This window comes from Brotaphodocola sp., assembly GCF_050873065.1.
GTDB lineage: Bacteria > Bacillota > Clostridia > Lachnospirales > Lachnospiraceae > Brotaphodocola.
This window is the reverse complement of the sequence record NZ_JBNMIC010000002.1, coordinates 39,085-58,332: the sequence shown is the minus strand read 5'-3', so window position 1 is coordinate 58,332 and position 19,248 is coordinate 39,085. Positions and strand designations below refer to the sequence as shown.

At 45.7% G+C, this 19,248-nt stretch carries 17 protein-coding genes; 11 read left to right on the top strand and 6 right to left on the bottom strand.

The annotated features are described in order from the left end of the window. The first annotated feature begins 174 nt into the window (after positions 1 to 174). The 4 genes from ACR0QE_RS01155 (at position 175) to ACR0QE_RS01140 (ending at position 5,540) form a co-directional block, all read left to right on the top strand. A complete protein-coding gene (locus ACR0QE_RS01155; RefSeq protein WP_432626551.1) occupies positions 175 to 729 on the top strand; it encodes a DJ-1 family glyoxalase III in 555 nt (184 codons plus the stop codon). Between the two features lie 295 nt (positions 730 to 1,024). After that, entirely contained in the window at positions 1,025 to 3,652 is a 2,628-nt protein-coding gene (ppdK, locus tag ACR0QE_RS01150; protein ID WP_432626550.1) for a pyruvate, phosphate dikinase, read from the top strand. A gap of 23 nt (positions 3,653 to 3,675) precedes the next feature. Further along, complete coding sequence (locus tag ACR0QE_RS01145; RefSeq protein WP_432626549.1) at positions 3,676 to 4,059, top strand: hypothetical protein; 384 nt, start codon at positions 3,676 to 3,678, stop codon at positions 4,057 to 4,059. 359 nt (positions 4,060 to 4,418) lie between these two features. Then, positions 4,419 to 5,540, top strand: coding sequence for a 5-methyltetrahydropteroyltriglutamate--homocysteine S-methyltransferase (locus ACR0QE_RS01140; protein WP_432626548.1), 1,122 nt, complete (start codon positions 4,419 to 4,421; stop codon positions 5,538 to 5,540). Positions 5,541 to 5,610: 70 nt separating this feature from the next. Here ACR0QE_RS01140 and iolM read toward each other — a convergent pair whose 3' ends face one another. Beyond that, complete coding sequence (gene iolM / locus ACR0QE_RS01135) at positions 5,611 to 6,786, bottom strand: scyllo-inosose 3-dehydrogenase (RefSeq protein ID WP_432626547.1); 1,176 nt, start codon at positions 6,784 to 6,786, stop codon at positions 5,611 to 5,613. 422 nt (positions 6,787 to 7,208) lie between these two features. Between iolM and ACR0QE_RS01130 the strand changes: the two genes are divergently transcribed. Both ACR0QE_RS01130 and ACR0QE_RS01125 read left to right on the top strand, forming a co-directional pair. Continuing rightward, positions 7,209 to 9,167, top strand: coding sequence for a sigma-54-dependent Fis family transcriptional regulator (locus ACR0QE_RS01130; protein WP_432626546.1), 1,959 nt, complete (start codon positions 7,209 to 7,211; stop codon positions 9,165 to 9,167). Between the two features lie 88 nt (positions 9,168 to 9,255). Beyond that, positions 9,256 to 9,792, top strand: coding sequence for a MazG nucleotide pyrophosphohydrolase domain-containing protein (locus tag ACR0QE_RS01125; RefSeq protein ID WP_432626545.1), 537 nt, complete (start codon positions 9,256 to 9,258; stop codon positions 9,790 to 9,792). Positions 9,793 to 9,906: 114 nt separating this feature from the next. Here ACR0QE_RS01125 and ACR0QE_RS01120 read toward each other — a convergent pair whose 3' ends face one another. From ACR0QE_RS01120 to brnQ, 5 genes are all read right to left on the bottom strand, one after another. Beyond that, positions 9,907 to 10,338 carry an RNHCP domain-containing protein gene (locus ACR0QE_RS01120; protein WP_432626544.1) on the bottom strand — a complete coding sequence of 144 codons (432 nt, stop codon included), beginning with the start codon at positions 10,336 to 10,338 and terminating at the stop codon, positions 9,907 to 9,909. Between the two features lie 183 nt (positions 10,339 to 10,521). Beyond that, on the bottom strand, positions 10,522 to 11,232 hold the full coding sequence (locus ACR0QE_RS01115; protein ID WP_432626543.1) for a flavodoxin family protein: 711 nt from the start codon (positions 11,230 to 11,232) through the stop codon (positions 10,522 to 10,524). Between the two features lie 74 nt (positions 11,233 to 11,306). Then, positions 11,307 to 11,750, bottom strand: a complete 444-nt coding sequence (locus ACR0QE_RS01110; protein ID WP_432626542.1) for a TetR/AcrR family transcriptional regulator — start codon at positions 11,748 to 11,750, stop codon at positions 11,307 to 11,309. Between the two features lie 36 nt (positions 11,751 to 11,786). Continuing rightward, positions 11,787 to 11,918: a TetR/AcrR family transcriptional regulator gene (locus ACR0QE_RS01105; protein ID WP_432626541.1), complete on the bottom strand. Its 132-nt coding sequence runs from the start codon at positions 11,916 to 11,918 to the stop codon at positions 11,787 to 11,789. 85 nt (positions 11,919 to 12,003) lie between these two features. Further along, positions 12,004 to 13,386, bottom strand: coding sequence for a branched-chain amino acid transport system II carrier protein (brnQ, locus tag ACR0QE_RS01100; RefSeq protein WP_432626540.1), 1,383 nt, complete (start codon positions 13,384 to 13,386; stop codon positions 12,004 to 12,006). A gap of 371 nt (positions 13,387 to 13,757) precedes the next feature. Between brnQ and ACR0QE_RS01095 the strand changes: the two genes are divergently transcribed. The 5 genes from ACR0QE_RS01095 (at position 13,758) to ACR0QE_RS01075 (ending at position 19,197) form a co-directional block, all read left to right on the top strand. Then, the gene (locus ACR0QE_RS01095) at positions 13,758 to 14,675 is read left to right on the top strand and encodes a LysR family transcriptional regulator (RefSeq protein WP_432626539.1); all 918 of its coding nucleotides are present in this window, start codon (positions 13,758 to 13,760) and stop codon (positions 14,673 to 14,675) included. 716 nt (positions 14,676 to 15,391) lie between these two features. Next, positions 15,392 to 16,435: a phenylalanine--tRNA ligase subunit alpha gene (pheS, locus tag ACR0QE_RS01090; RefSeq protein WP_432626538.1), complete on the top strand. Its 1,044-nt coding sequence runs from the start codon at positions 15,392 to 15,394 to the stop codon at positions 16,433 to 16,435. 20 nt (positions 16,436 to 16,455) lie between these two features. Continuing rightward, complete coding sequence (gene pheT, locus ACR0QE_RS01085) at positions 16,456 to 18,657, top strand: phenylalanine--tRNA ligase subunit beta (protein ID WP_432626537.1); 2,202 nt, start codon at positions 16,456 to 16,458, stop codon at positions 18,655 to 18,657. Between the two features lie 12 nt (positions 18,658 to 18,669). Further along, positions 18,670 to 18,876: a hypothetical protein gene (locus ACR0QE_RS01080; RefSeq protein ID WP_432626615.1), complete on the top strand. Its 207-nt coding sequence runs from the start codon at positions 18,670 to 18,672 to the stop codon at positions 18,874 to 18,876. A 162-nt stretch (positions 18,877 to 19,038) separates the two neighbouring features. Further along, positions 19,039 to 19,197: a hypothetical protein gene (locus tag ACR0QE_RS01075; RefSeq protein ID WP_432626536.1), complete on the top strand. Its 159-nt coding sequence runs from the start codon at positions 19,039 to 19,041 to the stop codon at positions 19,195 to 19,197. The last annotated feature ends 51 nt before the right edge of the window (positions 19,198 to 19,248 follow it).

The following is a 19,248-nucleotide window of genomic DNA, read 5'->3' as shown; positions in this document are numbered from 1 at the left end:
AGATCAAAAAAGAATGTCCTTGAAATTATACAGAATCGTTATACAGAAATTATATTAGGTCGGAATGGTTTGAGCTTTTTAAGCCCTCGGTACGTTCTGCAGGACCGGTATGGTTTCTATGATTGTATGAATGATAGGAGAGGAAAACACAAAAAAGAAAGAGAGGAATTTATAATGGCAAAAGTATACGCAATGATCGCAGATGGGTCAGAGGAAGTAGAGTGCTTGGCAGTTGTCGATGTTTTGAGAAGAAGCGGAATTGAGACTGTGCTTGTCTCCATCGAGAAGGATCGCAGAATTGTCTCTTCCCACCAGGTTCCGATTGAGGCAGATGCAACGATCGCAGAGACTGATTTTTCGGATGCAGATGTGATCTTTCTTCCGGGCGGTATGCCGGGATCTGAGCGTCTCTCCGCATGTGAGCCGCTGATTGAGGCACTGAAGAGACAGCGTGATGCGGGCAAACGTATCGCAGCAATCTGCGCAGCTCCGGGTGTTGTTCTCGGCCGTCATGGTTTCCTTGAGGGAAAGATCGCGACCTGTTTCCCGGGATTTGAGAAGGATTTCAAGGGTGCTACCTATACAAATCAGCAGGGTGTTGTGACCGATGGCATTTACACGACCGGAAAAGGTCTCGGTGTTGCGCTTGATCTCGGACTTGAGCTTGTGAAGATGTTTGCAGGCGAGGAAGTGGCAGAAGACACCCGCAAAAAGATCCAGTACTGCTAGATTATCTGGATCAATCTTAAATCTCGTTAATTTCACATCATATACATTCGTATATACGAATTGATTACGGATATGTGAAAATGACTGAAAACAAAAACAGAAATGCTTGAATTTACCTAAGTTTGCACAAAATTTATCGATTTTTTGACAAAAAGATCTTTACGTAATGGAAAAATGTGCTATACTAATAGCAGACCGCAAACGGCTTTTTCATGTATTTGGGGAATACAAAACCAGTAGCGGGGTGAAAATTCGTAGAATCAATTCTACATGCATATTTGAGGAGGAAAAACAGATGGCAAAGAAGTGGGTTTACTTATTTACCGAGGGCAATGCCACTATGAGAAACCTGCTGGGAGGCAAGGGAGCTAACCTTGCAGAGATGACCAACATTGGTCTTCCGGTTCCGCAGGGCTTCACCATTACCACGGAGGCATGTACTCAGTACTATGAGGATGGCCGTGAGATCAATCCGGAGATTCAGGAGCAGATCAATGAGTACATCGGAAAGATGGAAGAGATTACCGGCAAGAAGTTCGGTGATCTGGAGAACCCGCTGTTAGTATCCGTTCGCTCCGGCGCAAGAGCATCCATGCCGGGTATGATGGACACCATTCTGAACCTGGGACTGAATGAGGACGTTGTAAACGTTATTGCTGAGAAGTCTGGCAATGCTCGTTGGGCATGGGACTGCTACAGAAGATTCATTCAGATGTACTCCGACGTTGTTATGGAAGTCGGCAAGAAGTACTTTGAGGCTCTGATCGATCAGATGAAAGAGAAGAAGGGCGTTACTCAGGACGTTGAGCTTGACGCTGATGATCTGAAAGAGCTGGCTAATGAGTTTAAGGCTGAGTATAAGAATAAGATCGGCGCAGATTTCCCGGATGATCCGAAGGAGCAGCTGATGGGCGCAATCAAGGCTGTATTCCGTTCCTGGGACAACCCGCGTGCAAATGTATACCGTCGTGATAACGATATCCCGTATTCTTGGGGAACCGCTGTTAACGTACAGTCCATGGCATTTGGTAACATGGGTGATGACTGTGGTACCGGTGTTGCATTTACCCGTGACCCGGCAACCGGTGCAAAGGGCCTGTTCGGTGAGTTCCTGACCAATGCACAGGGCGAGGACGTTGTAGCAGGTGTTCGTACCCCGATGCACATCGACGAGATGGCAGAGAAGTTCCCGGAGGCATTTGAGGACTTCAAGAAAGTTTGCAAGACTCTGGAAGATCATTACAGAGATATGCAGGATATGGAGTTCACCGTTGAGCACGGCAAGCTGTACATGCTGCAGACCCGTAATGGTAAGAGAACCGCTCAGGCAGCTTTAAAGATTGCTTGTGATCTGGTAGACGAGGGCATGAGAACTCCGGAAGAGGCAGTTGCTATGATCGACCCGCGTAACCTGGATTCCTTACTGCATCCGACCTTCGATCCGGCTGCTCTGAAGGCTGCAACCCCGATCGCAAAGGCTCTGGGCGCTGCTCCTGGTGCTGCTTGTGGTAAGATCGTGTTCACCGCTGCTGACGCAGAGGAGTGGGCTGCAAGAGGTGAGAAAGTTGTTCTGGTTCGTCTGGAGACCTCTCCGGAGGATATCACCGGAATGAAGGCTTCTCAGGGTATCCTGACTGTTCGTGGTGGTATGACCTCCCATGCAGCAGTAGTTGCTCGTGGTATGGGCGCTTGCTGTGTATCTGGTTGTGGCGACATCATCATGGATGAGGAGAACAAGAAGTTCACCCTGAACGGTAAAGAGTATCATGAGGGAGATGTAATTTCCTTCGATGGTTCTACCGGTTGTGTATATGACGGAGCAATCCCGACTGTTGAGGCTAAGATCGCAGGCGAGTTCGGTCGTATCATGGATTGGGCTGACCAGTACAGAACTCTGAAGGTACGCACCAACGCAGATACCCCGGCAGATGCTAAGAAGGCTCGTGAGCTGGGCGCTGAGGGCATCGGTCTTTGCCGTACTGAGCATATGTTCTTCGAGGCAGACAGAATCGAGGCATTCCGCGAGATGATCTGCTCCGATACCGTAGAGGAGAGAAAAGAGGCACTGGACAAGATCCTGCCGTTACAGCAGAGCGACTTCGAGCAGCTGTACGAGGCTATGGAGGGTGATCCGGTTACCATCCGTTTCCTGGATCCGCCGCTGCATGAGTTTGTTCCGACCGAGGAGGCTGACATCGAGAAGCTGGCTAAGGCTAAGAACAAGACTGTTGAGCAGATCAAGGCTATCTGCAACTCCCTGCATGAGTTCAACCCGATGATGGGTCATCGTGGCTGCCGTCTGGCTGTTACCTACCCGGAGATCGCTGTTATGCAGACCACCGCAGTTATCCGCGCTGCAATCAACGTGAAGAAGGCTCATCCGGATTGGAACATCAAACCGGAGATCATGATTCCGCTTGTTGGCGACATCAAGGAATTAAAGTACTGCAAGAAGACTGTTGTTGAGACCGCTGACGCTGAGATCGCAGCAGCTGGTGTTGATCTGGAGTACGAGGTTGGTACCATGATCGAGATCCCGAGAGCAGCTCTGACCGCTGATCAGATCGCTACTGAGGCTGCATTCTTCTGCTTCGGAACTAACGATCTGACTCAGATGACCTTCGGCTTCTCCCGTGATGATGCTGGTAAGTTCCTGGGTGCATACTATGACGCTAAGATCTACGAGAACGATCCGTTCGCAAAACTGGATCAGGTTGGCGTAGGCAAGCTGATGGAGATGGCTATCAAGTTAGGTAAGCCGGTTAATCCGAACCTGCATGTAGGTATCTGCGGCGAGCACGGTGGAGATCCGTCTTCCGTAGAGTTCTGCCACAAGATCGGTCTGGATTATGTATCCTGCTCACCGTTCCGTGTGCCGATCGCAAGACTGGCAGCAGCTCAGGCAGCTATCAACAATAAATAATCGTTCGTAAAGAATGAAGCCATATGAGTAAGAGAATTTATCTGATGAAATTCTCTGGTTCATTTAAGAGGGGCGGGATTCGAAAGAATCCTGCTCCTTTTTTGTATGATAGGAAATTTGGAATTGGAGGAAAAATGAGTTTACCAGAATTTTTGAGAAGAGAAAACAGAGTGGAAGCAAGCGAAAAAGAGAAACAGTTGGATAGATTGATGGAAGAGTACAGAGTGCATTTCGGCGAAAGACCTACAAATGAACCTTCGGTATATAATGAGGACGAATGGATTGAAATATTGCAAAAATGTATATCAGATGGAATTACGGTATATGAGTTGCTGGATGGTGAATTAGAAACGACTTCCGATTATGACTGTGTAATAATAAAAAGGCAGTCATCAGCCAATAATTGATTATATTTTTTGGACATCTGAGCGGAACTACTTGGTTGTTCAATGACTGAGTAGTTCACAAAATGCGATGAATAAAATAAAATACAATGAATATAGCATGAAACAACAAATATGTCATGATGATCAAAAATGCCAGATGCAGGATATTTTTAGCGTGTGGGTGAGGAAAATTTTATAGCCATAGATTAAAACTATGGACAAATGCTAAAATAAAGTATTATCCAGAAGAAAAAATCATTGTTAAACTATCGTTAGAAAAGAACTAGAAAAAAATAGATAAAAACCAGAAAACAGAAAATTTTTGAAAGAAAATCTTGAGGAAATCTTGGTTTTGAAGTATAAAAACGGAGGATAAGACAGTGGCAGATTTGAGAACACCATTTCGTTATGATTTTGTAGGAAGTTTTTTAAGACCGGAAGTATTAAAGCAGGCAAGAAAAAATTTTGAGGAAGGTAAAATCACCAGGGAAGAGCTGACGGCGGTGGAAGATGACTGCATCCGTGATCTGGTAGGAAAGATCAAGAAGCTTGGATATCATGTAATCACGGATGGTGAGTTCCGCAGATCGACCTGGCATCTTGATTTCATGTGGGGATTTCAGGGGATTGAACATAAAAAGACTGTACAGGGAAATACGACTTTCGATGCAGAGGCAGCGATGATTGACGATACCTATATGGTAGGCAAGATCTCTGTGAAGAATCATCCATTTGTAGAACATTTCAAATTTGTGAAGGCATTGGAGGATGAAAATACCGTAGCAAAGCAGACGATTCCTTCTCCGGGCCAGTTTTATGCATATTTTACCGGTGCAGAACTTCTTGCAACGACACTTGAGATTTATGGAACAGAAGAAGCATTTGCAAAGGATGTGATCAAGGCATATGTGGAATTTGTAAATGAAATCTATGAGGCAGGTTGTCGCAACCTTCAGTTTGATGACTGCGTATGGGGCGGTATGGTAAATCCGAAACTGGCAGTTGCATTGACGGGCAGAAAAGGTCAGAAATTAGAGGATTATAAGGCACTGCTTCTTCAGTTAAATAACGAAGTCGTAGCACAGGCTCCATCAGATCTGGTGATCAACACTCATGTGTGTCGTGGCAACTATCACTCCACGTTTTTCAGCTCCGGTGCTTATGACGGAGTAGCAGATCTGCTTTTTGGCGAGGAAAATGTAAACGCCTATTATCTGGAATACGATGACGAGAGATCAGGTGGTTTTGCTCCGTTGGCAAAGGTTTCCGGTGACAAGAAAGTGGTTCTTGGTCTTGTAACCACGAAGTCACCTGTTCTGGAAGACAAGAAGGCTGTGATTGCAAGAATCCATGAGGCGGAGAAATACGTTCCGCTGGATCGCTTATATTTGAGCCCGCAGTGCGGTTTTGCTTCCTGTGAGATCGGTAACAAGCTGACCGAAGAAGAGCAGTGGGCAAAGTTAAAATTAGTAAAAGAGATTGCAGAGGAAGTTTGGAAATAAATTATACAATTAATGTAGTGAAAATAAGGACCTGTCGCAAATTGACAGGTCCTTGTTTTTGTATGAAATGTTATTCGTATCGGAAGGAAACTAACACTTTTCCGCTTCCGGGCTGTCTTGCAGCCTTAAAAGCATCTTCAATATGTTCGAGAGAATAACGGCCAGTGACCATCTTTCGCATGTCAAGGTTACCGGAAGCCATCATACTCAGCACGGAGGGATAAATGCCACTTCCCGCATGTCCCAAGGAGCCCTGAAGTCTTGCGTTCTTTACCTGAAGAGCAGTGATGTCAACCGGAGCAGTTTTAGAAGAGATTCCTAACTGGATGATTTTTGCCTCAATGGCTAACATCTTGCAGATTTCAGGATAAGTAGCGGAAAATGCACCCGCACATTCTACGATCATGTTTGCCCCTTTGTGATCGGTTAACTCATGAACCACCTCATGCGGGCTTACCTTGAGGGAATGATATACATGGGTGGCGCCCAGTGTTTTTGCAAGTTCCAGTTTTTCTTCCTGGGTATCGAATACAATGATTTTTCCCGCTCCGCTGGACTTTGCGACAGCAATGGAAGACAGACCGATCGGACCTGCGCCGAAAATAACTACGGTATCGCCGGGACGGACACCGCCACCGTTGATGATCATGCCACTGTATGCCACACAGGTAGGTTCAGCCAGTGCACCTAATTCCAGAGCCGCCATTTTGTCTCCGTAAAATTCAGCGATATTGTTGATGTTACAGCAGAACTTTTCTTTTACAGCACAGTACATGGCAAAACCACCGTTTTTGGAAATACCGATCTCTTCCAGATTCTGACATTGGTTGAATTTGGAGATCCGACAGGATGGACACTGACCGCACCACTGCATTTCTTCTACAGAAACAAGGTCGCCGATCTGTACGGTCTTTACTTTACTGCCAAGTTTTACGACTTCGCCGGAAAATTCATGACCGGAGATCACTGGAAATTTACAGTGGGAACCATATACGGTATATCCGTCATCGCCTACTTCCACAAGATGCAGATCGGTTCCGCAAATTCCACAGGCGCCTATTTTGATCAGAACTTCATCATCCTCAATTTCTGGTATTTCTACATCTCGCAGTCCGATTTTGATATGATTGAAAATCATATTTCCACGAAGAGCTCTTTTCGTGGTCTTTTCCCGTTCACTCAGGACATAATCTTCTTTTGGTGAAAATTCACCATCAATTACAAATGCTCTCATCATTTCTTTCATAGATGACCCTCTTTTCTTTTTTTCTGATTTCCTGAATTTGTAGTGTAGTACTGATGTTATATGTGGCACTGATGTTATGTGTGGTGTGGCACTGATGTTATGATTATTAATACGATTAATATTGCTATTGTTTGTTGTCTTTAATATAGCATGCCTGAGCAGAAAAACCTCGTTTTTCTCAAATAATTCTCATATATTTACTAAATTCTTATTTTTTTCTCAAAATTAGAGAAACTAGAAGAAAAATGCGTTATAATAGGAGAACAGAAATAGAAAACAGAGAGATAAGAGAGATAAGAATGCAGAGAAAAATAAAAGAATTCCATGTTGATAAAATCTGAGGATAAAAAGATAGATAGGAAAATGAATGAGAAAATAAATAAGAAATATAGAAGAAAATAGAGGAAAAAGTGGAAGAGAAAATGGAAGAGATACCCTATGACCCGGAAACAATCAAGCGTTACTGGAAGCGGTATGTAGAACAGGGCGAAGAGTTGCCAGAACATTTGGATGGTTTGAGGGACTCCATATTACAATCGTGGAAACGTTCCAGAAAAAAGATCAATCCATTTGAGCGCAGACCGGTTCTGTTAAATCATCAGGAACTGCAACAGCTGACTCGGGAAAAATCAGATCTGATCCAGATCGCGGTACCATATATGATTCAATTTTACGAAATCGCAAAAGATACCACCCAGAATGTACTTTTGACAGATGAACAGGGAAAGCAGTTGAAAAATATTTCGGCTGACGATGAAGAATTGCGGAATTTGATGGATCATGTTTCGGTGATAAATGGTTGTGATTATGGAGAAGATGCCTGTGGGACAAGCGGAGTTTCTCTGTGCTTGTATGAGGATGCGCCTGTTTTGTTGCGTGGGTACGAGCATTATCAGACGATTTATCATAATCTGGCTTGTTTCAGTATGCCGATTCATAGTTTGGGAAATAAACAGGTAGGTTGTATTTGCATCACAGGACCATTGGATAAATATCGCCCATTTATTGCCAGCGCCTGTAAAATGATGATTCATGCGATTGAAAATGAACTCCATTTTATTCAGACAGATATGCTTATGCAGGTGATTGTGCAAAATCTGTCACAGGGATTTCTGGTTCTAAATGCAAAGAAGAAAATTTTAAAGTTCAATGAAAAAGCACGGGAATGTCTTGGAATTTCCGGAAATCTTGCAGGTGGATATTTTCAGGATTTTTTTCTCAATGAGTTTGATGAGATGGTGCAGTTGGGAATGAAATATGGCAAAAATCGTTTCCGATATGTACTCACACGGAAAAATCAGAGCCAGATTGCATTATCCCTGATGATCGTACCAATTTGTGAAAATAACAAGGAAGATCTGTATATCCTGATTTTCAATACGGCAGATGAGACGAATCGGGAACGAGGAATGCTTTTAGGATATAGGAGAAGCGGAGGGCTTTCTGACATTTGTGGCACTTCAGAGGCGATTCGCCGGGTAAAAGAACTGGGAGCGGTCGCAACAAAAAATGCTTCCTGCGTGTTGATAAGAGGGGAAAGTGGAACGGGAAGAGAATTGCTGGCGCAGGCGATTCACAATGAAAGTGAAAGAAAAGACCATTCGTTTATTACAGTTCGCTGTGGCAGTGTGCCGAGAGAGTGGATGGAAACAGAATTGTTTGGGGATAAGACAGGAAGTCAGGTTGGCAGGCTGGAACTGGCGGACCGGGGAACTCTGTTTTTGGAGGATGTAGATCAGCTATCCATGGAATGTCAGATCCGTTTGGTAAATTTTCTGGATACAAAGACCGCAGATAATAGAAAAAATCTGGATGTCAGAATCATTGCATGTACGCGAAAGGATCTGTTTCAGTTGACAGTGGCAGGAACTTTTCGCACAGACCTGTATTATAAGTTGAATGTGATCAACATTTTGATTCCTCCTCTGCGACAGCGCAGAAAAGATATACAGCCATTGATTCAGCAATATATAAGTCGCTATCGAAAAATATTAAAAAAAGAAGTGACCAGCATGGAGAAACGGTGTATGGAAGTTCTTCTTAATTATAACTGGCCGGGAAATGTGAGGGAGTTAGAGAGTGTAATAGAGCGGTTGGTCAATTTGGCGAAGGGACCGGTCATTTGTTTTTCAGATTTGCCGGAAGAACTGATATCCGCTTATTACACACAACGATATGTCGGAGAGCATGAAACACAGCTGATCGTATCGCCCGAAGATCGGGAATACGGAGAGATTGTTCGGTGTTTAAAGCAGGTTCATGGGCATGTAAAAACAGCGTCAAGTCTTTTAAATATCCCGCTGAGCACGTTGTATAGAAAATGTGGAAAATATAAGATTGATCCAAAAAAGTATCAACAGTGGGGAGAACTGGAAGAGTGAGAATACATAATTTTATTAGGAGCTTTATCAGGAAACTAGAAGACAGGGGACAGAAGTAGGTTGGGAAAAAAGAAGAGAGGAGATAGAGATGGGAGCGGATATGAACGAGAAATGCGATCAGCAAAAATATAATCAGTTAGACAAAGAACTTAATCATCTGGTGCAGGTAATTGCCAGACTTCGGGCGGAAGATGGATGCCCCTGGGATCGGGAACAGACACATGTTTCTCTCAAGTCAGCGTGCGTGGAAGAATCGGCAGAGGTCATTGGCGGAATCAACATTCTGGAGCAGACTGGAAATGCGGAAAATTTGAAAGAAGAACTGGGGGATCTGCTGTTGCAGGTGGTTATGCATGCGCAGATTGCAGAGGAAGAGGGCTTATTTACACTGGAGGACGTGATTTGTGGAATTACAGAAAAAATGATCCGCAGACATCCTCATGTGTTTGGCACAGCAGATGTTTCCGGTTCCGGACAGGTTCCGGCGAGTTGGGCAGAGATCAAAAAGAAAGAGAAAAAAGGAAAAGAGTGGATGGAAGCTTATCTTCCGGGAGCGTTTGATGAGGCAGAAGAGCTGATTGAGGTTGCAAAAAAGCGAAAAGGATTTGACAAACTTGGCAAGTAGAAAGATTCATCCATCTACAAAATTTATAAAAATTTAGGAAACTTTGGGACGAATAGCAGACAGTCAAGAAAACGATCTGTTATTCGTCCTTGTTGGTTTCACGCTAGTTTCTTGTTACTTCAAGTCTAAACTTCCTTCTCCACCCATCAGTCGTGTCATTTCTTCGATGCGCTCGAGTGGAAATGGCGGTTCGCACAGGGGCTTCATGGCGATGCTCATGAGTTTCATCGGGTTGTCGTCTCCGGCTATCCGGTTGGAGTGGAGGGCGCCACAGCGCTTACACCGGTGGATGATCGCCCATTCGCCACTTTTTCGTACCCAGACCGCTACCGGTTCCATGATTCCACCACAGTCTGAAGCTCGATCGCCTGGAGTGACATCGACATGCAGGCTGGACAGACAGTTAGGACAATGATTGCGGTGCTCAGAACCGGCCTGTTCCGGGGTGCAGAGTCGTCCACAGACCTTGCAGGTGAAAGAATCCTTGCAGGCATGATTTTTGTAGTAACCTTTTTCAAATAATTTGCGCTTATTCTCGCGATTCATGTTTTATTTATCCTCCTGAAGATATACAAGTAAATAACATAACAAGTAAATCATCTTGTGGGAGGAATGGTATCAGATCAGTGTGGATTTACCAGACCTCCCGGTCAGCCCACACTCTCCAGTGATAAAAATGATGAAAATGATGAAATAATAAGTTTCAAAAAATTCTCCTTAAATTAAAAATTAAAGATTAGCTTTCCAAGGGGTTCCGGTGGTGTACCTTTTCTTCTGCCAGTAGGCATCATCGACAGCACTCATTTTCTGGTGTTTGTGCAGAAAACGATAGAGCATGAACAGACAGCGGACTTTGCACGATGGGGTGAGATGCTTGGCATGGTGTCGGACTTTCCGGGCAGTGCGCTTTACTTTGATTTGAATTGAATTTTGGAAGGACACGGGAAGTTCCTTCCAGGTATAATTCCAAACACTCTGAGAGAGACAGTATGTGCGTGCAATGCCCCAGTTTTCTGTGCTGTCCTTGATGTCGCGGAGCGTTGAGCGCATGCCACCTCCGCCGGCTGTGTTGATGATAACTGCCTGCTTTTTCAAAAAAGAGAGATCAGGGCGGTGAACCATCCAGCGGTAAGCAAAGTGGTCGAGAAGCGTTTTCATCTGTCCGGGTATGTGAAATACATAAGTCGGAGCGCAGAACAGAATCAGTTGGGATTCTTCCATAGCAGTAAGAATTGGAGCCATGGCAGTAGCACCACCGCATTTTTGTTCCTGTCCGTGGATGCACGCATAGCATCCGGTGCAGATATGAGGCATATCTTTTGGAAGCTGAAATTCAAAGCAGGTGCCGTCTTCCAAAAGTTCTTTTATGAGCATCTGTGCAATCTGATAAGTGGAAGATGAGCCTTTTCGACCCGTAGAATAAATAACAGTGATATTCATAAAAATCTCCGTTCAAAGGTTATGTGACTGCAATCATAAACTACATACACAACACATTCGTAAATCTTAGCTGATCAGCGCAAAGATTCGATTTTTTTGATGATCTGGTCAATGTGAGCTTCCAAAAGCGGAGCGACCGTGTCTTTGTCCTCTGCGCCGTCATAGACGCTGTAAAGCAGATACATAGGCCCGTAGAATTCCAGTGCCAGTTGTATGGCGGTTTGATCGGAATCCGTTAAATTTCGGAAAATGGCTGTCATATAAGTCAGCGGTCCGGTTGCAAGATAATCTTGATAAAGCTGTGCAAACCGGGGAGAACGGTATTGTTCCAGCGTCAGCATTTTTCGGAAATTAGCGGAAAATGGCTCTTTCGTCCAATGAGAAAACTGTGCTACCGTGTAAGCACGGATCTTTTCCACAGGGACATTCAAATAATCTTCTGCAAGATGATCTGGTTCTGCTTCTGGCATCTCATATTCGTGTGCGCGTTCGTAATCCTGCTGTTCCATCGCTTCCACAATTCGTTCGAGAATCTCCTGCTTTCCAGTATAATGCTACAGTGCGGATTTTGTGATCCCAAGCTGTGTGGCAATGTTATTCATAGAGGTTCCCATATAGCCACGCTGTGCAAACAGCTCAAGTGCGGTTTCCAAAATGCGGTCTTTTGTATTGCGCTTGCCTGCCATGATCCACCTCCTTAACAAAAAAAGTAACCACTCGGTAACTAATCTTATAAGACTAATTATAGTGACCGAATGGTTACTTGTCAATTTAAAAATTCATCCCCACATTCACAACTGCCTCTTTTTTCTGTACCATCAGTCCAACAATCAATCCGATGAATGCCGGGACGATCCAGCCGAGATTCAGATCGAAGAACGGAAGAAATCTCTCTGCAAATTCCACGGCAAGATCAAGATGAAGTGCCATCTGGAGTTGTTCTGGAAGTGCCTTAAAAAAGTCGAACAGCGAAGCTGACCAGGTGAATACCGTGACCCAGAGGTAGACATTCTGGCTATGCTCGAAATGCTTGCCAAACAGCGCAAGCAGGATCAGCGTGATTGCCGGCGGATAGATCAACATCAACACCGGGACGGAGTAACGGATGATTGTTGAGAGCCCCATGTTTGAGATGAAAAACGAAAAGGCGGTGAACACAACTGCCCATGCAGTGTAGGATAAGCGGTTTGGAAACATTTTTTCAAAAGTCTCCGAACAGCTCGTCACGAGTCCGAGTGAGGTCTTTAAGCAGGCAAAGGTGATTGTGACTGCAAGAATCAGCATACCGGCTTTTCCGAGATAATGGCTTGAAATCTGGGAGAGTGCAATGCCGCCATTTTCAGAAATGGCAAATAATCCTAATGACTGTGCGCCGATTAGGATTGTCAGCATATAGATCAGTGCCATCAAAAGTCCGGCGAGAATACCGGAGTGCAGAACCTCCTTTGCGATAATCTCATCTTTCTTCACACCCATCTGTCGAATCACATTGATGACAACGATGCCAAACGCGAGTCCCGCGATTGCATCCATGGTTCCATAGCCTTCCGACAAAGCGTGAAAGAAGGCTCCATTTTCATAGGAGGCATCCGGAATTGCGGCAAAAATCGAGGTACTCGGATGAAGCAGGGCGGAGAAAATCAGGATTGCGAGGAAAAATAAAAACAGTGGGTTGATGATTTTTCCGATCCAGAGTGTGATGTTTCCCGGTTTTAAGGAGAAGAACAGCACCAGTGCAAAGAAGATGGCGGAAAACAGAAAGAGAGCAAAACGTTCTGAAATCTGAGTTCCAAGCATCGGAGCAATTCCGGTTGTAAAGGAAGTTGTCGCGCATCTTGGGATTGCAAAGCACGGACCGATCGTTAAGTAGAGCAGACAGGTGAAAATGTAGCTGTAGCGCCTGCCAACTTTTGATGCGAGTGCCTGAAGTCCATCAGAATGCGTGTTGCCGATTGCGGCAACTCCGAGAATCGGGATGCCAACTGCAGTGATGACAAAACCGACTGTGGCGGGAAAAAGATTGCGCCCGGCAAGCTGTCCGAGATGAACCGGAAAGATCAGATTTCCGGCGCCGAAAAACATGCCAAACAGAGTGACGGCCACCAGTGCACGCTGCCTGAAGGAAAGATGGGAGAGTTGTCTTTGTTCTATCATAAAAATCACCTCGTTATATTTGTTACATATTGCGTATTATTCAGGAGGGGATTGTTCCCATCCTGAGTTATAATACTCATTGTAAGCATCAACTTGCAGTTTGGGAAATCCATCTTTATAATAGAAGTATGACAAAGTGTAATACCCCTTGTCATAGCGATAATTATGTCATAGCGATAATTCGTGTACCGAAGAATGTGGGAGTCCTAATATTAAGAAAAAGAGGCAGGAATGCAAAGAAAATAAAGGGATAGCAAACCGTAAAAAACAGAAAAACCAAAAAAATCAGAAAAGACAGAAATAAAAAAGCAGAAATAAAAGAAATAATAAGAAAACTTAGAAAAACAGAGAAACGGGGGAATGGCGTATAGATGGATGCAAAGAAATTGGAGATTTTGATGACGGCGGTGGATCTCGGGAGCTTTTCCAAGGCTTCGGAGGTGGTGGGCTACACCCAGTCGGGGCTGACGCATCTTGTAAACAGTCTGGAGCGGGAGATCGGATTTCCGCTGATCGTCAGGAGCCATAACGGGATTTCTCTCACGGAGCAGGGACGGGAGCTTATGCCGGCGATCCGGCAGTTTTTGCAGGCGAATGTGAATCTGGAAAATCGGATTCAGACGATTGCAAAGCAGCAGACGGAGACGATCCGCATTGCAGCGTATGCGAGTATGGCAATGTGCTGGATGCCGGAGATTCTCTATCGTTTTCGGCGAATCTGTCCGAATGTCGATGTGGATCTCAGAATGGTGGATCACGCGCTCGAGCCGTTTGAGCTGCTTGAAAATGGAAAGACCGATGTGATTTTTGCGAGTCGTCAGGATGTGGGAAAATGTGAGTGGACGCCGCTTTATCAGGAACTTCTCTATGCGATCCTGCCGAAAAATTATCCTCTTCGGAATCGGAGCGAATTTCCGCTGAAAGAATTTGAGGGAAAAGAATTTCTGATGCCGTACGGCCGCTTCGATATCGATGTGCACAGAACCTTCGGGGAGGCTAAAGTCAAGGCAAAGGAGCAGACTGTCTATGTGGATGACGAGACGGTGATCCGCATGGTGGGAAAGGGACTCGGAATTTCGATGATGTCAGAGCTGATGATCCGTGGAAATACCGATGATGTCTGCTGTGTCCCGGTCACGCCAAAGAGCATCCGCGAACTTGGGATGGGAACGGAGAAGGGTGTGGCACTCTCAGAAAATATGCAGAAGTTAAAAGACTGCGTGCTGGAGTATATTCAGGAGGCAGAGCGAAGAAAAGGAGCCGGGGCAAACTGTTTTACAAAGTTGTAGCAATCCGGTGAGGGGAGAAAAAAATCAAACAGTAAAAGGAGAAGCAGGCAGGGATGGAGCGCAAAAAAGGGGCTATGCCGGTGGGATGCTGAAAAAAACTTGACTTTTCTGACCGAAATGAGTAGAATGAACCATAGGCTATGAATTGTTCATGACGATGTGAGGATAGAATAGTAAGGAATGGTAGGAAAAACAGGATACTAGGATACTCATATTTGATCCGAACAGTCATATCTGCAATCATAATTTCAGAATAAAAAAGCGAAGATCGTGTTTTTAAGATTCTGTTTCCGGTCAGAGAGAAGAGGTCGTCGGCTGTGAGCCCCTTTCCGTTCAGACAGAGATCCGAATTTCCCACGGGAGCTTCATTGCTGAATACCGAGAAGAAGAGTGGTTGAGTAGGCATTGACGTTTGGTGTACGTTACGCACCGGAAAGTGTCTGTGACAGAATGTTTTTCGTCTGTTTGCAGGAAGCTGGGTGGTACCGCGGTAGAATAATTATTGTCTAATCGTCCCTTTGCACATTTGTGCAGAGGGACTTTTTTTGTATAGTAGGAAATTGCGTCCCATCATACAAAAATCCATATCCTTTTTCCACAACACTGCGGTTGACCAAGAAAACCGAGAGAGGTGACTGAGGAAGCTGACGTGCACAAATGTGTGGATTGCAGAGCATGTTTTAGATGTTTTAGAGTAATAGAAAAGGAGAGAAATCATGCAGGATTTAAAAGAACTGAATGAAGTGATCGCTTCGATCAAAGAAAAAATCCGTGAGGGCGCAGACAATCTGACGACCTCGAGAAGTGTCTATGAGTTCAAGAAGACTTTTTTGGACAACAAGCAGGGCAAGATCGGTCTTCTGATGAAGGAGATGCGCAATGTTCCGAACGATCAGAAGGCAGAGTTTGGTAAGACGATCAACAGCGCAAAGGAGTGGGCAAACGAGTTCTTTGACGAGCTGGATCAGAAGCTGAAGGAGAAGGAGCAGGAGCTGCGCTATAAGTCCGAGAAGATTGATATCTCCATGCCTCCGGTAAAGATTCGCTACGGCAACCTGCATCCGGTGACAACGGTTCGCAATCAGCTGACCGATATCTTTGCATCGATGGGATTTGAGGTGTATGAGGGAACTGAGATCGAGACCGATTACTACAACTTCACCGCACTGAACACCCCGCAGGATCATCCGGCACGCGATATGCAGGATACGTTCTATCTGTCTCCGGAATTTTTGCTCCGTACCCAGACTTCCGCAGGTCAGGTTCATGTCATGGAAGCAAAGAAACCGCCGATCAAGGTTGTTTCCCCGGGTAAGGTATTCCGTTCTGATGATGATGCCACCCATTCTCCGATGTTCAGCCAGATGGAGGGTCTTGTCGTTGACGAGGGCATCACACTCTGCGATCTGAAGGGCATGCTCGACATGTTCGTTCAGAGAATTTTCGGCGAGTCCACAAAGACCAGACTTCGCCCGTCCTACTTCCCGTTCACAGAGCCGTCCGTTGAGGTTGATGTGAGCTGCTTCCAGTGCGGGGGCAAGGGATGCAGACTGTGTAAGGGAACCGGCTGGATTGAGGTTCTCGGCGCAGGCGTTGTAAACAAGAAGGTGCTCGAGAACTGCGGAATTGATTCCGAGAAATACAGCGGATTTGCGTTCGGCCTTGGTCTGGAGCGTATCGCAATGCTGAAATACGGCATTAACAACATCAAGATGCTTTTTGAGTCTGATCTGCGTGTGCTGGATCAGATCGATGACTGATCAGGACAGGAGGATTAGAAATGCTTGTACCGTTAAGCTGGTTAAATGACTATGTAGATATCAATGTTTCCGCAGATGAGCTGGAGAAAAAACTGTTCGACTGTGGATTTGAAGTGGAAGAAAAATGGCAGGTGGGAAAGGATATCAGCGGAATCGTTGTCGGTTACGTGGAGTCCTGTGAGCCGATTCCGGAGACCCATCTTCATGTGTGTCAGGTAAATGTAGGTGGCCCGGAGCTGCTGCAGATCTGCTGTGGCGCAGACAATGTAAAGGCAGGCGGAAAATATCCGGTTGCAATGATCGGTGCTCAGGTTTATGCGACGGCAAAAGACCATGTCACGATTGAGGGCGTGGTTACGATCAAGAAGGGCAAACTCAGAGGATATGAGTCCTACGGTATGCTCTGCTCTGGTGTGGAACTCGGTTTAAATGAGGATCTGTATCCGGGCGCAGGCTACTGCGGACTGCTCGTTCTGCCGGAAGATGCAAAGATCGGTGCAGATGTGAAGGAGATCACCGGCCTTAACGACTGGATCTTCGATGTTTCGATCACTGCAAACCGCCCGGACTGCCAGAGCATCTTCGGCCTTGCCAGAGAGGTTGCAGCAGCTCTCGGTCAGCCGCTCAAGATGCCGGCACTCGACTACACCGAGACTGAGGTGGAGAAAGAGGGATTTGAGGTTACCGTTGAGGCTCAGGATCTGTGCCCGCGCTATCTCGCTCACTATGTATACGATGTAAAGCTGGGACAGTCTCCGGCATGGATGAGAAGAAGACTTGCTCTCGTCGGCAACAATTCAATCTCCAATATCGTGGACATCACAAACTATATCATGCGTGAGCTTGGTCAGCCGCTTCATGCATTTGACTGCGATTACCTTGAGGGAAATGCAATCTGCGTGAGACGTGCAGCTGAGGGCGAGAAGATCGTGACCCTCGATGAGAAGGAGTTCACCTTGAACCCAAACAACCTTGTCATCTGCGATGGCAAGAAGCCGGTCGCTCTTGCAGGAATCATGGGCGGACTGAATTCTGAGATCCGTGACACGACGACTGAGGTAATGTTCGAGTCCGCAAAATTTGCCCGCGACAACATCCGCAGAAGCTCCCGTGCTCTGGGCCAGTCTTCTGATGCAAGCCAGAGATACTCCAAGGGTGTCGATGAGTATGCAACTGAGATGGCAATGAAGCGTGCCCTGCATCTCGTAGAGGAGCTTGGTGCCGGAAAGGTATCAAAGACCCACAAGAATGTCAACACCGGAAATTCCTTAGAGCCGGTAACCTTCAAGACCAGCATCAAGAAGGTAAATAGTGTTCTCGGTATCACCGTTCCGGATGAGGATATTCTTCGCATCCTGACCGGTCTGAACTTCCAGCCGGAGATCAACGGTGATGAGCTGACGATGCATTTCCCGGCATATCGTGAGGATATGGAGGATTACCCGGATGTTGCAGAGGAAGTCATCCGTATGTATGGATATGAGCACATCAAGTCCACCTTCCTTCCGACTGCAAAGGTGACGATCGGCGGAACCAACCTGCGCCAGAAGACGATTCTGAAAGTGAAGAGAGCGCTGTGCAGTGTGGGCGCATTTGAGGGAATCCATTACTCCTTCTTCTCCCCGGCAGACCTTGATGAGATGGGATTTGCAGAGGATGCACCGGAGCGCAAGGCAATCCGCATCATGAATCCGATTAATGAGGATCTCTCCCTGATGAGAACGACGCTTGCTCCGCAGATGATTCATGCGATGGGACGCAACCAGAAGAGAGGAATCTTTGAGGGTCGTATCTTTGAGATCGGAAATGCATTTATTCCGAAGTCTCTTCCGCTGACCGAATATCCGGACGAGCGCGAGACGCTGTGCATCGGTGCATTTGGTAAGAATGAGTCCTTCTTCACCTTAAAGGGAATGGCAGAGACGGTTGCAGATGTTCTGCATCTCTCTTTCACCTATGAGAGAACCGAGAAGCCGTTTTTACATCCGTATCAGACCGCAGCAATCTTCTGTGAGGGCGAAAAGATCGGTTACCTTGGAAAGGTAAAATATGAGATCATGAAGGAAGAGGCAATGCGTGAGGATGCCTATGTTCTCGAGATCAACATGAAGGCTCTTGAGAAGTGGTACGGCAAGGCACCGGTATTTGAGCCGCTTCCGAAGTTCGCTGAGGAGAAGCGTGACCTGGCTCTTGTCATGGACAAAGACATCACCTGCGGATAGGTTGAAGAGTGCATTTATCAGGCAAGCCCGTTTGTAAAGGATGTCACCCTCTTCGATGTATACGAGGGCAAGCAGATCCTGTCAAACAAGAAGTCAATGGCATTTACGGTTCTGTTCACTCCGAAGGATGAGGCTTTCGGTGCAGATACCGTGGATGGATATGTAAAGAAAATCTTAAAGCAGTTGAACAAGACTTACGGAATTGAGCTGAGAAGCTAAGACGTAAGAAGAAGCGCTGAGACGTAAGAAAACAGAAAATTCAATAAGAGAATCAGCAAGAGATTTCATTAAATGAGAGTCGGAAGACTTTGCAGAGATGCACAGCTTCCGGCTCTCGTTTTTTTGTTTTTCCGGTCATGGGTGAGCAGAGGAGTTATATGAATGTCAACTTGTAAACTGAATAAATATTACAAGTTGACATATGAGGCGGTTCGTGATAAAGTTTATTATTATCGCAAAAAGGAGTCTGAAGGGAGACGCCCGGAGGACGAACGTACTTGTGATGGAAAAGAAACATGGAAGAAGTACGAGAAGAAATAAGAAAAAAGAGATAGAGAAAAGCGAGGAATCTGTTCATGACTGCCGAGAAGA

Excerpts from the sequence above, each read along its gene's own strand:
- iolM (WP_432626547.1), bottom strand. The coding sequence starts at position 6,786 with ATGAAAGAAATGATGAGAGCATTTGTAATTGATGGTGAATTTTCACCA.
- ACR0QE_RS01120 (WP_432626544.1), bottom strand. The coding sequence starts at position 10,338 with ATGAATCGCGAGAATAAGCGCAAATTATTTGAAAAAGGTTACTACAAA.
- brnQ (WP_432626540.1), bottom strand. The coding sequence starts at position 13,386 with ATGATAGAACAAAGACAACTCTCCCATCTTTCCTTCAGGCAGCGTGCA.
- ACR0QE_RS01115 (WP_432626543.1), bottom strand. The coding sequence starts at position 11,232 with ATGAATATCACTGTTATTTATTCTACGGGTCGAAAAGGCTCATCTTCC.
- ACR0QE_RS01095 (WP_432626539.1), top strand. The coding sequence starts at position 13,758 with ATGGATGCAAAGAAATTGGAGATTTTGATGACGGCGGTGGATCTCGGG.
- ACR0QE_RS01105 (WP_432626541.1), bottom strand. The coding sequence starts at position 11,918 with ATGGCAGGCAAGCGCAATACAAAAGACCGCATTTTGGAAACCGCACTT.
- ppdK (WP_432626550.1), top strand. The coding sequence starts at position 1,025 with ATGGCAAAGAAGTGGGTTTACTTATTTACCGAGGGCAATGCCACTATG.
- ACR0QE_RS01125 (WP_432626545.1), top strand. The coding sequence starts at position 9,256 with ATGGGAGCGGATATGAACGAGAAATGCGATCAGCAAAAATATAATCAG.
- pheT (WP_432626537.1), top strand. The coding sequence starts at position 16,456 with ATGCTTGTACCGTTAAGCTGGTTAAATGACTATGTAGATATCAATGTT.
- ACR0QE_RS01145 (WP_432626549.1), top strand. The coding sequence starts at position 3,676 with ATGAGTAAGAGAATTTATCTGATGAAATTCTCTGGTTCATTTAAGAGG.
- ACR0QE_RS01075 (WP_432626536.1), top strand. The coding sequence starts at position 19,039 with ATGTCAACTTGTAAACTGAATAAATATTACAAGTTGACATATGAGGCG.
- pheS (WP_432626538.1), top strand. The coding sequence starts at position 15,392 with ATGCAGGATTTAAAAGAACTGAATGAAGTGATCGCTTCGATCAAAGAA.
- ACR0QE_RS01155 (WP_432626551.1), top strand. The coding sequence starts at position 175 with ATGGCAAAAGTATACGCAATGATCGCAGATGGGTCAGAGGAAGTAGAG.
- ACR0QE_RS01130 (WP_432626546.1), top strand. The coding sequence starts at position 7,209 with ATGGAAGAGATACCCTATGACCCGGAAACAATCAAGCGTTACTGGAAG.